General features: G+C 70.5%; 14 protein-coding genes. 3 read left to right on the forward strand and 11 right to left on the reverse strand.

All coding sequences use genetic code 11. From position 1 onward, the window contains the following. Nucleotides 1-17: 17 nt before the first annotated feature. The 9 genes from L978_RS05405 to L978_RS05445 all read right to left on the reverse strand — a co-directional run bounded on the left by L978_RS05405 (nucleotide 18) and on the right by L978_RS05445 (nucleotide 9944). The gene (locus L978_RS05405; protein ID WP_047521072.1) at nucleotides 18-1646 is read right to left on the reverse strand and encodes an ABC transporter ATP-binding protein; all 1629 of its coding nucleotides are present in this window, start codon (nucleotides 1644-1646) and stop codon (nucleotides 18-20) included. After that, nucleotides 1643-2728, reverse strand: coding sequence for a serine hydrolase domain-containing protein (locus L978_RS05410; RefSeq protein WP_052193354.1), 1086 nt, complete (start codon nucleotides 2726-2728; stop codon nucleotides 1643-1645). Before L978_RS05410 ends, L978_RS05405 begins: the two co-directional genes overlap by 4 nt. Continuing rightward, nucleotides 2725-3888, reverse strand: coding sequence for an enolase C-terminal domain-like protein (locus L978_RS05415; RefSeq protein WP_052193355.1), 1164 nt, complete (start codon nucleotides 3886-3888; stop codon nucleotides 2725-2727). Before L978_RS05415 ends, L978_RS05410 begins: the two co-directional genes overlap by 4 nt. Beyond that, nucleotides 3885-4388: a GNAT family N-acetyltransferase gene (locus L978_RS18695; RefSeq protein ID WP_052193356.1), complete on the reverse strand. Its 504-nt coding sequence runs from the start codon at nucleotides 4386-4388 to the stop codon at nucleotides 3885-3887. The genes L978_RS05415 and L978_RS18695 overlap by 4 nt, the downstream gene beginning before the upstream one ends. Further along, entirely contained in the window at nucleotides 4385-5575 is a 1191-nt protein-coding gene (locus L978_RS18700; RefSeq protein ID WP_047521074.1) for an anhydro-N-acetylmuramic acid kinase, read from the reverse strand. The genes L978_RS18695 and L978_RS18700 overlap by 4 nt, the downstream gene beginning before the upstream one ends. Beyond that, nucleotides 5575-6480, reverse strand: a complete 906-nt coding sequence (murQ, locus tag L978_RS05430; protein ID WP_047521076.1) for an N-acetylmuramic acid 6-phosphate etherase — start codon at nucleotides 6478-6480, stop codon at nucleotides 5575-5577. Before murQ ends, L978_RS18700 begins: the two co-directional genes overlap by 1 nt. Beyond that, complete coding sequence (locus L978_RS05435) at nucleotides 6477-7364, reverse strand: ABC transporter permease (protein WP_052193357.1); 888 nt, start codon at nucleotides 7362-7364, stop codon at nucleotides 6477-6479. The genes murQ and L978_RS05435 overlap by 4 nt, the downstream gene beginning before the upstream one ends. Beyond that, nucleotides 7361-8332 carry an ABC transporter permease gene (locus L978_RS05440; protein WP_047521078.1) on the reverse strand — a complete coding sequence of 324 codons (972 nt, stop codon included), beginning with the start codon at nucleotides 8330-8332 and terminating at the stop codon, nucleotides 7361-7363. The genes L978_RS05435 and L978_RS05440 overlap by 4 nt, the downstream gene beginning before the upstream one ends. A 67-nt stretch (nucleotides 8333-8399) precedes the next feature. Next, nucleotides 8400-9944, reverse strand: a complete 1545-nt coding sequence (locus L978_RS05445; RefSeq protein WP_047521081.1) for an ABC transporter substrate-binding protein — start codon at nucleotides 9942-9944, stop codon at nucleotides 8400-8402. A 164-nt stretch (nucleotides 9945-10108) separates the two neighbouring features. Here L978_RS05445 and L978_RS05450 point away from each other — a divergent pair, with 164 nt between their 5' ends. From L978_RS05450 to L978_RS05460, 3 genes are all read left to right on the forward strand, one after another. Next, nucleotides 10109-11011 (forward strand): MurR/RpiR family transcriptional regulator, encoded by a 903-nt coding sequence (locus L978_RS05450; RefSeq protein WP_047521083.1) that lies wholly within the window; start codon nucleotides 10109-10111, stop codon nucleotides 11009-11011. Next, the gene (locus L978_RS05455; RefSeq protein ID WP_047521085.1) at nucleotides 11008-12153 is read left to right on the forward strand and encodes an MFS transporter; all 1146 of its coding nucleotides are present in this window, start codon (nucleotides 11008-11010) and stop codon (nucleotides 12151-12153) included. The genes L978_RS05450 and L978_RS05455 overlap by 4 nt, the downstream gene beginning before the upstream one ends. A gap of 121 nt (nucleotides 12154-12274) precedes the next feature. Further along, a complete protein-coding gene (locus tag L978_RS05460; RefSeq protein ID WP_047521087.1) occupies nucleotides 12275-12676 on the forward strand; it encodes a hypothetical protein in 402 nt (133 codons plus the stop codon). A 17-nt stretch (nucleotides 12677-12693) separates the two neighbouring features. On the opposite strand, the gene L978_RS05465 is transcribed toward L978_RS05460, so the two are convergent. Next, a complete protein-coding gene (locus L978_RS05465) occupies nucleotides 12694-13596 on the reverse strand; it encodes an ROK family protein (RefSeq protein WP_047521089.1) in 903 nt (300 codons plus the stop codon). Next, entirely contained in the window at nucleotides 13593-14153 is a 561-nt protein-coding gene (gene pyrE, locus L978_RS05470) for an orotate phosphoribosyltransferase (protein WP_047521091.1), read from the reverse strand. The genes L978_RS05465 and pyrE overlap by 4 nt, the downstream gene beginning before the upstream one ends. Nucleotides 14154-14188 lie beyond the last annotated feature (35 nt).

Raw genomic sequence — 14188 nt, forward strand, 5'->3', positions numbered from 1 at the left:
GTGACATCTGCTCCCGCTCAGGACGCCAGCGACGCCCCGGGGATCGCGGCGAGCAGTTCCCGCGTGTACGGATGCTGCGGGTCGTCGAAGATGCGCTCCGGCGTGCCGCTCTCCACCACGACACCGCGCTGCATGACGTGCACCTCGTCGGAGATCATCCGCACGACGGCGAGATCGTGGCTGATGAACAGGTAGCTCAGGCCCAGGCGCTTCTGCAGGTCGGCGAGCAGATCGAGGATCTGCGCCTGCACCAGCACGTCGAGCGCCGACACCGCTTCGTCGAGCACCACGAGCTCGGGCTCGAGCGCCAGGGCGCGGGCGATCGCGACGCGCTGACGCTGTCCGCCCGACAGCTCGTGGGGCAGACGCTCGGCCATCGCCGCGGGGAGGGCGACCTGTTCCAGCAGCTCGAGCACCCGTGCCTTGCGGGACGCCGTCGTGCCGATGCGGTGGACACGCAGCGGCTCGGCGATCGACTGCTCGACGGTGTAGCGGGGGTCGAGTGAGGCGTAGGGGTTCTGGAAGACGGGCTGCACCCGACGGCGCAGGGCGAACAGCTCCTTGCGACGGAGAGTGGTCAGGTCGAGCCCGTCGAACAGGATCGATCCCGACGTGGCGTCTTCGAGGCCGAGCACCATGTTCGCGGTGGTCGACTTGCCGGACCCCGACTCCCCCACGATCGACACCGTGGTGCCCCGCCGGATCTCGAAGCTCACCCCGTCGACCGCGGTGAACGTCTGCGGTTCCCCCGCTTTGGGAGCGCGGAGTGCGAACTCCTTGCGGAGGCCACGGATCTCCACGAACGGAGTGCCCGTGGCAGCCTCGCGCTGCGGCAGGGCATCCCGGCGGGACGCGAGGCTGGGCGCCGCGGCGAGCAGTTGCTTGGTGTACTCGTGTTGCGGAGCGCCGAGGACCTGGGCGGACGTCCCCTCCTCCACCACCCGGCCACGGAACATGACGACGATGCGGTCGGCGCGCTCGGCGGCGAGGGCCAGGTCGTGGGTGATCAGGAAGACCGCGGTGCCGAGCTCATCCGTGAGCGTGTCGAGCTGGTCGAGGATGCGTCGCTGGACCGTCACGTCGAGGGCGGAGGTGGGCTCGTCGGCGATGAGCAGGCGCGGCTTGCAGGCGAGGCCCATCGCGATCAGCACGCGCTGCCGCATACCCCCGGAGAACTCGTGCGGGTACTGGTGAGCGCGCTGCGCGGCGTCCGCGATCCCCACCATCTCCAGAAGCTCGACGACCCGGGCCTTCGTGGCGTCTCCGTGCGTGTGGCCGTGCACCTCGAGGGCCTCGCCGATCTGCTCGCCCACGCGCATGAGCGGGTTGAGGTTCGACATCGGATCCTGCGGCACGAGACCGATCCCCGCGCCGCGCAGCGAGATCATCGCGTTCTCGGGCAGGGCGGTCAGCTCGCGCCCGTCGAAGCGGATGCTCCCGGCCGTGATCGAGCCGTTTTCCGGCAGCAGGCGGTTGACCGCCGCGGCGGTGGTCGACTTGCCCGATCCCGACTCGCCCACGACCGCGACGGTCTCACCGGCGGCGATGTCGATGTTGACGTCGCTGATCGCGGTGACCAACTCGGAACCGGTCCGGAAGGCGACGGCGAGACCGCTGATGCTCAGCACGGGCTCGGTGATGCTCATGATGTTCTCGTTCCTTCGTTGTCGTCCAGGAGGGCGGGGAGCACCGCGCGCCAGAGCGCCTCGGTCGGTGCGGGTTCGGGGGCGAAGAGGCGGGTGCTCAGCAGCACCGCGGCGGTGCCGGTGTTCGGGACGATCCCGAGGGCACAGCCCGTGAAGCCGGGGTGCCAGAGCACGCGGGTCGGCCGGCCGGCGACGGCGACCGTGTCGCTGCGCCACCCCAGCGCCTGTCCGGCATCCGGTCCGTCGCGGAAGAGCTCGGCGACGTCGTCCGGGCCCCACAGCGCGGGATGGCGCTCGGGCGCGGCGAGCGCCGCCCCCAAGGTCAGCAGGTCGGTCGCGGTGCTGAACAGCCCCGCGTGGCCGGAGACGCCACCGAGAGCATGGAAGCAGTTGCCGTCGTTCACGACGCCGGTGATCTCCTCCTCGCGCCAGGTGAAGTCCCGCGCCGCGGTGAGGATCGGGTAGGGCTCCCCCGTGGCGACCATGCGGCGTTCGGCGACGTCACCGATAGCGGACGAGGCGACGGGCTGGCCGACGGGTCCGTATGCCGTGCGATCCAGGCCGAGGGGCGCGGTGACGAGCTCGCGGACGGCGGCGTCCAGAGGCAACCCGGTGACCGCCGCGACGATGCGGCCCAGGAGCATGAAGCCGAGGTCGGAGTAGTGGCGGGCGTCGTCGAGGGCGTATCGCAGCGGGATCGCATCTGCCGCGGCGGCGGGGTCGCCGGCGTGCGCTCGGTCGAGGTAGAGAGGCTGCCACTCCCACAGGCCGGCACGGTGCTGCAGGAGGTGGCGCACCGTCGTTCCCGGAGCGCACGCGGTCCCGGCGACGAAGCGGTCGACCGGATCGTCGAAGCGCAGGTCGCCCCGGCTGACCAGTCTGAGGATCGCTGTCGTCGTCGCCGCGACCTTCGAGACCGAGGCGATGTCGAACGCGGTCTCGGTGGTCATCGGGGTTCCGGCGAGGTCGGCCAGGCCGCCGGCCGCGACCTCACGCCCCGCATCGGTCACGACGCCCGCGACGGCTCCGCGCGGGGCGGACTCCATCCCGAGGACGGCGGCGACGGCGGCGGCGGCGGTCATGCGCGCACCTCCGCACCGCGGCCGAGGTCGCGATCGAGGTCGAGGAGGATGTCGGTCTGTGCGTCGGATGCGAGCCCCAGGATGCCCAGCCCCGTGCCCACCCCGAGCGCCAGCACCTCACCGGACGGGGCGACCCCGCCCACCACGGGTGAGCGTCGCAGCCAGGACGCCGCGTCCAGGTCGTGCACGACATCGGGGGCGACGGCCGCCGCGAGGTGGGCTGCCGCACTCACTCCGACGTGGGACTCCATCATGCAGCCGATCACGACCCCCAACCCTGCCTCTCGCGCGGCCTCCGCGGCAGCGATCGCCTCGGCCGGACCGCCCGTCTTGGCGAGCTTGATGTTCACGAGGGCGGCGGCTCCCCGATCGGCGATCACGCGCACGTCCTCGGCCGTCCGCACCGACTCGTCGGCCATGATCGGGGTGTCGACGGCCGCCGTCACCGCGGCGAGCGCGACGAGGTCATGGGCGGCGACCGGCTGCTCGACGAGTTCGAGCCCGAGGTCCGCGTCCTCGGCCGTACGGATCAGGCGGATCGCGGTCTCGGCGTCCCAGGCCTGGTTCGCGTCGATGCGCAGGGTGATGTCGGGCCCGACAGCCGCGCGGACGGCCCGCAGTGCGGCCACGATGTCGTGCGCGGCCGAGGCCTTGAGCTTGAGGCAGCCGAAGCCTGCGGTGACGTACTCCTCAGAAAGCGTCGCCACCGCCTCCGGCTCTCCCACGGACAGGGTCATGTCGGTGCGGACGTGCGACGTTCTTGAGGAGTTGTGCACCGCGTGCGCGCGAGACAGCTCGGCCACGAGCGAGACCTCCCGCTGCTGGGCGGCGAGATCGGCGACCGCGCACTCGACAGCGCTGCGGGCGGCCGCATTGCCCCAGATCGACCGCGCGATGTCCCCCGGGAGCCCGGCGTCGCCGGCATCGCGACCGAGCACGGCGTCGGCGAGGGGACCTGCGACCGCGGCGGCGACGCTCTGCGGACTCTCCCCCGTGACGCGCCAGCTCGTGGCGGCTTCCCCGTATCCTCGGCGCCCCTCCGCATCGGTCGCCTCGACCAGCACGACGTCGAGACGGTCCGTCTGCCGCACGGCGGTGATGAACGGGCGCACCAGCGGTGACGACACCCGGAGCACGCGCAGACGCACCACGGCGCTCATGTCCACTCCTTGCGCATGCGCTGCTCGGGCTCGCCGAACTCCGGCTGCGTGCGGGTGGCCCCATCCGGATGCCAGCCCTTCGCCTCGTAGAAACCGATCGACGGCGCATTCGCTGCGAACACCCACAGTGTCGCGGCTTCGGCCCCGGCCTCCCGCAGCTCTGCCGTCGCCCGCGTCAGCAACGCTCCACCGATGCCGCCGCCGTGAGCACGCGGCGACACGTACAGGGAGTGCACGGCCCCGTCGATCCGCCCGTCGGTGTTCGACGTCGCCGCGTACCGGGTGATCCCGACGATCCCGCCGTCCCGCTCGGCCACGAGCACGATGCCCACCGGGTCGGAGAGCACTCGCCGCCACAGCGCCTCCGCGCGCGCGTCGGTCATGACGTCGATCGCCGCATCGGGGAGGACGCCGCGGTAGCTCTCCCGCCAGCAGGCGAGGAACACCTCGAGCACCCCGGACAGGTCGTCCGGGGTGGCGGGGCGCACCTGGAGGGTCACGATGTCGCGGCCTCCGTGAGCACGAGGGAGTCGATGGCGGCGACGGGTTCCGGCATCTGCAGCGGACCGACGCCCGGGGTGATCGTGCCCAGGATGCGCGGCTCGCGAGCACCGGTGCCGCCCGGGACGATCGCGGGGACGCCGTGCATCGTGGACCAGCCGATCAGGGCGAGGAGGATCGCCTCCTTGCTGTCTGCCGCAGCCCCCAGTTCGTCGGCCAGCACGACCTCGGTCGCGGGCAGGGCGGCGCGCAGTCCGTCGAGGATCAGCGGGTTGCGGCAGCCGCCGCCCGACACGGCGAGGAACCCGATGCCCGCGGCCTCCACGTCGCGTGCGACCGTGCGGACGGTGAGCTCGGTCAGTGTCCGCACGACATCCGCCACCGCGATCTCGCGCCCCTGCGCGGCGAGGTGCTCGTGCACGTAGCCGAGGTGGAAGTGCTCCTTGCCCGTGCTCTTGGGCGGGGTGAGCGCGTAGTAGGGGTCTTCGAGCAGAGCGGCCAGCAGCGCCTCGTCGACCTGTCCGGTGCGGGCGATCGCGGCGTCGTCGTCGTAGCCGAGCGGGTTGAGGCCGTGCTCCACGATGACCGCGTCGACGAGTGCGTTCGCGGGGCCGATGTCGTAGGCGACCAGGCCGTCCTGCCGCACCACCGTCATGTTCGAGATGCCGCCCAGGTTCAGGGCGGCGGACACCCCGGCGCGTGAGCGCAGCAGCAGCTCATCGAGGAACGACACCAGCGGCGCACCGTGGCCACCGACCGTGATGTCGCGGATGCGGATGTCGGAGACCACGGGGGCACCCACCTTCTCCGCGATCCAGGCTGGCTGCCCGATCTGCAGGGTGCCCCGCGCGTGCGCGCCGTCGACCCAGTGGTACACGGTCTGTCCGTGCGAGCAGACCGCGTCGATGCCGCCCACTTCTGCGGCGATGTCGGCCGCGACGTCGGCGAACGCCTGACCGATGAGCGTGTCGAGCTCCGCGACCTCCGCGAGCGTCGTCTGCGCCGGTGGCAGCGCCGCGATCAGCCGTGACCGCAGTTCGGGGGCATACGGCACACTGGTCGCCGCGAGCACCGTGCCGCGCAGGTCCACGCCGTGCGCGGTGAAGCCGCCACTGGTCGTGAAGTCGACGACGGCGGCATCGATCCCGTCGTGCGAGGTGCCGGAGATCAGTCCGAGGACGCGCATCAGTTCTCCTCCAGTGCGGTGCGCAGCCGGCCGTCGGCGGCATGCAGTCGTGCGGTCGCCGCCGCGAGATCCTCCCCGCGGCGGATCATGATCGACGCGAGCTTCACGTCGTAGGCGGCCGATTCCAGAGCGGCCAGCGCCGCGTCCCGGTCGACCGCCGCGATGGTCTGCACCATCCGGATGGCCCGCTCACGCAGCTTGTGGTTGGTGGCCTTCACATCCACCATCAGGTTGCCGTACGCCTTGCCGTTTCGCACCATCGAGATGGTCGAGAACATGTTGAGCACGAGCTTCTGGGCCGTGCCCGACTTGAGCCGGGTCGAACCGGAGAGCACCTCGGGGCCGACCTCGACCTCGATCCCGTGCTCCGCCGCGGCGCTGAGCGCGGTGCCGACGTTGCACGAGAGACCGATGCTGAGCGCTCCGAGCTCGCGCGCACGTCGGACGGCCGCGATCACATAGGGCGTGCGTCCGCTGGAGGCGATGCCGATCACGGTGTCGAGCGGACCGATGCCGGCCGCGTCGATCGCTGCAGCGCCCGCGTCCGCGTCATCCTCCGCACCCTCGACGGGGTTCACGATCGCGCCGGGGCCCCCGGCCATGATCGCGAAGACGAGCTCCGGCGGCGTGCTGAACGTGGGCGGGCACTCCGAGGCGTCGAGCACACCGATGCGTCCGGGGGTTCCCGCGCCGACGTAGACCAGGCGGCCACCCTGCGCCATGCGAGCGGCCGTCTCCTCGATGGCGGGCACGATCTGCGGCAGGGCGCGCTGCACCGCGGCGGGCACGGTGGCGTCCGCGTCGTTCATGGTCTGCGCGAGTTCCGCCACGCTCATCAGGTCGAGTTCCGCATAGCGCGGATCGCTGGCCTCCGTGGCCAGTCCGCCGAGATCCTCCAGGGTCATCGCTTTCCTCTGTTCCGGGGGTCGAGGCTGTCGCGCAGGCCGTCACCGAGCAGGTTCAGGCCGACGACGAGGAGCACCACGATCACACCGGGCGCGATCATCGTCCACGGCGCGATCGTCACGAGCGTGCGCGCCTCGAAGATCATCGAGCCGAGCGAGGGTGCCGGCGGCGGTGTGCCGAGACCGAGGAAGCTCAGCGAGGCCTCGGTGAGCACGGCCCATGACAGGGAGAGCGTGACCTGCACGATGATGATCGACGTGATGTTCGGCAGCACGTGCCGGAACATGGTCGCCATGCGACTCTGACCCGTGCTCTTGGCCGCCTTGACGTACTCGACCTCGCGCAGCGACAGCACGGGCCCTCGGGTGACGCGGATGAAGATCGGCACGTACACGATCGCGATGGCCACGGCGATGGTGAACCAGTTGCGGTCGAACACCGACGCGAGCGACAGGGCCAGCAGCAGCGGAGGGAACGCGAACAGCACGTTGGTGACCGCCGTGATCGCGCCGTCGGAGATGCCGCGGTAGAAGCCGGCGATGAGTCCGCACACGGTTCCGACGACGGTGGCGAAGGCCACCGCGACCACCGAGATCAGCGCCGAGTTGGCGACACCGGCGGCCACGCGGGAGAACACGTCGCGACCGAACTGATCGGTGCCGAACCAGTGCACGGCGGACGGCGGCTGCAGGCGGGACGGCGGATCCTGCGCGAGCGGGTCGAACGGCAGCAGCCCGAACGCCGAGACGAGGCTCAGCACCGCGAGCAGGACGACGATGATGAGGCCCGTGAGTCCACTGCGACTGCGCAGCAGGAGACGCACGCGCTCCATGCTGCGCCCGCCGCCGGGGGCGAGGGTCGGAGTCTGAGAGATGTCGGTCATGCGGCACGCACCCGAGGATCGATGACCCGGTAGAGCAGGTCGGTGAGCAGGTTGACGATGACGAAGGCGAGCGCGATCACGAGGACGGTGCTCTGCACGAGTGCGTATTCCTTCTGCTGGATGCCGAGGAGCACCTGTCGCCCGATGCCGGGGAGCGAGAAGATCTGCTCCACCACCACGGCGCCGCCGAGGAGGTAGCCGAACTGCAGGCCGGTCATCGTGACGATGGGAACCAGGGCGTTGCCGAGCACGTGACGCACCTGCAGCCGCCGCGGCGGGACGCCCTTCGCCCTGGCCGTGCGGATGAAGTCGTTGGCGCGGATCTCGAGCACCGCGGTGCGGGTCGTGCGCATGATCGGCGCGGCGATGCCGAAGCCGAGCACGATCGAGGGCAGCAGCATCTGCTGGAGGTTCAGCAGCGGGTCCTCGAACAGCGTGGCGTAGGCCTGACCGTTCGGGTTGAAGCCGAACGAGGAGGCGAGGATCGCCAGGAGCGCCGTCCCGAGCAGGAACGCGGGGATCGAGAGACCGGCGAGGCCGACGACCTGTCCGACGCCGTCGCGGAACGAGTCGGGCTTCGAGGCGGAGAGCATTCCGAGGGGGATGCCGATGGCCAGGGCGATCACGATCGAGAAGATCGCGAGCTCGAAGGTGACGGGAAGAGCGGCGGCGGTGAGATCGAGGACGCTCGTCTGGGCCCGAGAGGAGAACCCGAGGTTTCCGGTGAAGATGTTGCCCAGCCAGGAGAAGAACTGCACGAAGAGCGGCTGGTCGAGCCCGTAGTAGGCCTCGAGGGCTGCGCGTTGCGAAGGCGTGAGGGCGGCCGCCTCCGTGCCGAGGCCGGAGCTGATCTGATCGCCGGGGATGGCCCGCAGCATCAGGAAGACGAAGATGGCGACGCCGAGGAGCGTGCCGAGTGCGGCGACGATGCGTCGCAGCACGCTGTTGCGGAGGAGCTGTCTGAACATGCGCGTGTGGGGGTGCCTGTCGTCGGGGAGGGAGGGGGCGCGGGGTGGCCGCGCCCCCTCCGATCCGCTACTTGATGGAGGTGGTCCGCAGGTACTGCAGCGAGCCGTTCGCCATCGGGACGAAGCCGTCGACGGTCGCGGAGGTCGCGGTGTAGGTGTAGCTCGTGAACAGCCAGATCCACGCGGCGTTGTCCTCGAGGTTCTCGGAGACCTGCGCGTAGATGTCCTTGCGCTTCTCCGGGTCGGCCGTCTGGCGACCCTCGGCGAAGAGCGCGTCGAGCTCGGGCGAGGAGTATCCGGCGACCTTGTTCAGGTTTCCGGTGCTGGTGAAGTAGCGGCCGTACATGCCGTCGGGGTCGGGACGACCGCCGTTGAGGGCGACGGCGGCGTCGAAGTCGGCCGCGATCCAGCGGTCGACGAACGCGCCGGACTCGAGCACCTCGAGGTCGAGCGTGATGTTCGCGTCGGCCAGCTGCGCCTTGAGGTTCTGGGCCTCGTTCACCGACGTCGCGTACTCACCCTGGGAGACGATCGTCTTGATGGTGACGCCGTCCTCCTTGCCCGCCTTCTTCAGGTACTCGGCGGCCTTGTCGAGATCGCGTTCGGGGCACGGACGCGCCTCCGGGTCGGACTTGTACGCGGGAGAGGTGATGGGACCGGTGACTTCGCCCTCGCCGAGAGCTGCCGTGTCGAGCACCTCCTGGCGGTCGATCGCGCACTGCATCGCGAGTCGCACGTTGACGTCGGTCAGGTCACCGCGCGTGGCGTTCAGCTGCAGCGCGTGGTAGCTCAGCTGCGGGGTCGTGGCGACCTCGACGTTCGCGCCCTCGGCGGTCTGTGCGACCAGCGGGTCGTCGAAGACGGCCAGCTGCACGTTGCCGGACTGCATCGCCGACACGATCGATGACTCGTCGGGGATCACCCGGAACTCGACCGTGTCGAGCAGCGCCGCGTCGCCCCAGTAGTCCTCGTTCTTCGCCAGCGTGATCGACTGGCTCGCCTTGCGGTCGTCGAGGATGAAGGGACCGGTGCCGTTGGGCGTGGTGTTCAGCCCCTCTTCGGTGTCGTCCGAGGAGAGCATCGCCATGTTGATCACGGCGAGGTTCGCGGGAAGCGCGGCGTCGGGAGCGCTCAGGGTGAGGGTGACGGTGTTCTCGTCGGTGGCCTCGACCGCGGTGACGGAGGCGAGAGAGCTCGCTGCGACGGCCGCCGTCTCCTCGGCGGCGATGGCGTCGAGCGAGTACTTCACGTCTTCGGATCCGAAGGTGCTGCCGTCCGCGTAGGTGACGCCCTCGCGCAGGTGGAAGGTCACGGTGAGACCGTCTTCCGAGACGTCCCACGACTCGGCGAGGCCGGGGACCACGTTGAGGTCCTCGTCGAACTCGGTCAGCGTGCCGTACAGGTTCTGCAGGACGTTGACGGCCTGGAACTGCGTCGCCTTCCAGGGGAAGAGCGTGTCGGGATCGCTTGTGACGCCGATGACGAGGTCGCCGCCGGCCTCACCCGTCGACGGAGTGTCGGACGCGGGTGCGGAACAACCGGTGATCACGAGCGCCAAAGCGACACCCGTGGCTGTGAGAGCGCCGAATGACGCCCGCCGTGCTGTGCTCATTGCTGATTCCTCCTGGCTGGGACGCGTCGCCGTGGCGTCGGGTCAGGCTCTGTTGCCTGCCGCCCGCGAACATCGTCGGTCTGGGTTGGTACTAAAAGTACACGACAGACGCTACTGATGTAACAGAAGTTCCTCTACTGTTATGAACAGCGATCGGAGACCCTATGCCCCACGAAGCCGCCCGCGACGATGCCGGCGCACACCCCGTGCTCGTCCGCATGCGTGCGATCCGTCCCGAGCTGCGTCCGAGCGAGCAGCGCATCGCCGACCTCTTCCTCTCCGATCCGGCGGGGACCGCCGGACTCTCCATCGCCGAACTCGCCCAGCGCTGCGACACCTCGACCACCTCGGTGGTGAGGTTCTGCAAGCGCCTCGGCTACGAGCACGTGCGCGAGCTGCGCAACCACGTGCTGCGCGACGTCGAACGCGAGACGTTCGACACGGCCGCGCTCCCTGCCGTCTCCGGCGACATCGACCGCAACGACACGCTGTCCGACATCGTCGCGAAGGTGTCGCTGGCCGAGACCCTCTCGCTCGCAGACACCGCCAAGGTGCTCGACACGGAGTCACTGCGCGCTTCCGTCGACGCCATCACGTCCTCGACCAGGGTCGACATCTTCGGTGTGGGTGCGAGCTCCATCGTCGGACTCGACCTGCAACGCAAGCTCACCCGGATCGGGCGCACGGCACTGGACTGGTCGGACGCGCATGCTGCCTGGACCTCGGCGGCGACGCTCGGCCCCGGCAACGTCGCGATCGCGGTGTCGCACACCGGCACCACGACCGACACGATCGAGTTCCTGCTGCTCGCCCGCCAGACCGGGGCGACGACGATCGCGATCACGAACCATGCCGGCGCTCCACTGGCCGACCAGGCGGACATCGTCCTGACGACCGCCGCGCGCGAGACCGGCTTCCGGTCGGGTGCCCTCGGCAGCCGGATCGCCCAGCTGATGGTGGTCGACTGCATCTTCATCGGCGTCGCACAGTCGAACTACGACCGCTCGATGGAGGCTCTGCGCGACACCTTCGCCGCCGTCCACCGCGTGCGGAAGACGGGGGCGTGACCGCCCGCACCCGGCGAGCGCGAGCGGGGCTGTTCACCGCCTTCGCGGGCCTCGGGGTCACGGCCGCCTTCGTCCCCGCGGTCCTGCCCTCGACCGAACGCGCGATGGCGACCGACCTCAGCGCCGCGGTCCCCGCTCTCTTCGGCGGGCTCTTGATCGGAGTCTTGAGCTCGGGCCCGCTCTTGATGCGCCGTCCACCGCGCACCACGCTGATGCTCGGCAGTGCCCTCCAAGCCGTGGCGATCATCGCCGCGGCCGTGGCAGACGCCCCCGCCGTGTTCATCGCCGCGGCCGCCGTCGCCGGATTCGGATTCGGGCTGGTGGAGGCCTCGGGATCCGTGGCGGCGAAGTCCGTGGCCGCCGGCAGCGCGACGGGGCTGCTCAGCGCTCTGCTCGGCACGGTCGCGGTGTGCGCCGCGGTCACGCCCCTGCTCGTCGCCGTGGGGTCCGGAACGCGCCCGCTGCTCGGCATCCTGGCGATCGTGCCGCTCCTGGCGCTGGCGATGCTCGCGGGACCGGCGGCCCCGACCTCCCCCGCCGAGACTCCCGCACATCGGGACGTTCGCGGGCTGCTCGCGCTCCTGCCCTTCGCCGTCGCACTCCCCCTGTACGTCGGCGTCGAGACCGTGCTCTCCGGGTGGTCGGCGGTGATCCCGGAGCGGATCCTCGCGGTCGATCCGGGCCTCGCCGCGCTGGGGACCTCGGCGTTCTGGACACTCATGGCCGTCGGGCGGTTCAGCGCGGCGGGACTGCGCCGCCTCTCCGTCTCACCGATCGTGATCCTCGTGTCCGCCACGGGGGCCGCGGCGGTCCTGATGGCGACCGCGGGGATACTGGTGGAGTCCGCGCCGGGAGTGGCGCTCGGCGCGCTGGCCGCCGTGGTCGTCCTCCTCGCACCCAGCTACGGCCTCATCCTGGGACTCGCCCTCGATCGTCTCGACCCCGCGCGCAGCGCTGCGGTGACCGGCGCGCTCGTCGCCTGCGGGGCCGTCGGAGGGACGTTCGTGCCGACGGTGATCCTCCTGATCGGACGGGATCCGGCATCGAGTACGACGTTCCTCGTGTCTGCCGGGCTGTGCGCGCTCATCCCGGTGCTGATGCTGGTCGCCGCACGTTCCCCTCGTCGGGCTTCCGTACGCTGACATCTCCTGCACACCCGCCGATATCGTCGAGCCCTTCACGGATGCCGGAATACCGGAGCACCCACCCGCGAGTCCGGCGTAACGTCGACGACACACCCATCCGCAGCGAGGAGAGCACGCGTTGTCCACCGAGGTCCTGGCGATCATCATCAGCGCGATCGGCGTCGTGCTGACGATCACCGCGAGCCTCTTCGCTGCTGGCGCCTGGATGGTCCGCCGCATCGATGACCGCATCGATGCCGTCGATGAGAAGCTCAGCACCCGCATCGATGCCGTCGACGAAAAGCTCAGCACCCGCATCGACGCCGTCGACGAAAAGCTCAGCACCCGCATCGACGCCGTCTCCGAAACTCTGACCGCCCGCATCGACGCCGTCTCCGGAACTCTGACCGATCGCATCGATGCCGTATCCGAGACTCTGACCGCCCGGATCGATGCGGTTGCGGCCGATGTCACCGACCTGAAAGTCGCCGTCGCCCGGCTCGAAGGACCACCCCGACACCTGCTCACTGCGCGCCGGTGAGCAGGGTGTGCGGGGGCCTACCGGAGCACGAGAGCAGCGGCGCCGATGAGCGGCCCTTCGTCGCCGAGCCCCGAGCGCACGACGCGGGTACGGCGCGAGTACTCGTGGGCCGCGCTCGCGGTGAGTGCCTGCTGCACGAGGTCGATGTAGTCCGACGACACTCGCGAGAATCCGCCGCCGATGGCGACCACGTCGAGGTCGACGAGGGTCGCGGCATCCGCCAGCGCCTCCCCCACTTCGCGGGCCGAACGCTCGATCGCCGCTCGCGCGAGGGGATCGCCGGCCGCCGAGTCCCGCGCGAGGTCTTCGCCGGTGGCGCCGGTCCACCCCTGTTGCTGGGCCCATGCGGCGCTCGCGGGACCCGAGGCGATCTCCTCGAGCGTCAGGCCGCCCTCACGACGCACCTGACCGAGGTGACCGGCATTGCCGGTGGCTCCGGGAATGTAGGCGCCGTTCGCGACGAAGCCGCCGCCGACGCCGGTCGAGACCACGATCGACAGCGAGGCGCCGGCGCCCTGCGTGGCGCCGAGCCACGATTCCGCGAGCGCGAGAGCACCGCCGTCGTGGCCGAGCACGGTGCGCACGACGCCCCCGAGGACGGTGGACGCCGCGGCGCGGACCGCCTCTTCCAGGACGAAGCCGCGCGCGAGCGGCATGTTCACCGGCATGATCGCGCCGAGGGAGCGGTCGACGGGACCGGCACTGCCGATACCCGCACCGACGAGCTCCGCGTCGGCCGGAAGCGCGGCGAGCGCGTGCTCGACGATCGTGACGACGGCCGCGTCCAGAGACTCGAACGTGGCGTCCCGACCGGTCGGCTGGCGACTGCGACTCCCGGGGAGCAGCCGGCCGTCCTCCGCGACGAGTGCGGCCTCCATCTTCGTGCCGCCCACATCGACGGCGAGCGCGTAGCGCGTCACTGGGGGTCGAGCCCGAGGTCGTCGAGGTCGAAGGCCGCGCGCCATTCCAGGCCCTCGGCTTCGATCGCGGCCTGTGCGCCGGTCTTCCGGTCGACGATCACGGCGACCGCGACGATCTCGGCGCCTTCTTTGCGCAGGGCTTCGACGGCCTTGAGCGCGGACTGGCCCGTGGTCGAGGTGTCTTCGAGCACCACGACGCGCTTGCCCTTGATGTCTGCGCCCTCGATCTGACGACCGCGTCCGTGGTCCTTGGGCTCCTTGCGCACGACGAAGGCGTCGAGCGGGGTGTCGGTGGCGACCGACGCGTGCAGCACCGCGTTCGCGATGGGGTCGGCGCCGAGTGTCAGCCCGCCGACCGCCACGACGTCGAGGTCGCCGATCAGGTCGAGCATGATGCGGCCGATCGCGGGAGCGGCCCGGTGGTCCAGGGTGAGCTTGCGCATGTCGACGTAGTACGTCGCCTGCTTGCCGCTGGAGAGGGTGAAGTCGCCGTGGAACACCGCCTCATCCTTGATGAGGTCGAGGAGTGTCTGGCGGTCTGCGTCGAGTGCGGTCACGGCATCCAGTGTAGGAGGCACACCCTAGGCTTGAG

Source organism: Microbacterium sp. ZOR0019 (assembly GCF_000800925.1).
In the GTDB taxonomy this organism is placed as follows: Bacteria; Actinomycetota; Actinomycetes; order Actinomycetales; family Microbacteriaceae; genus Microbacterium; species Microbacterium aurugineum.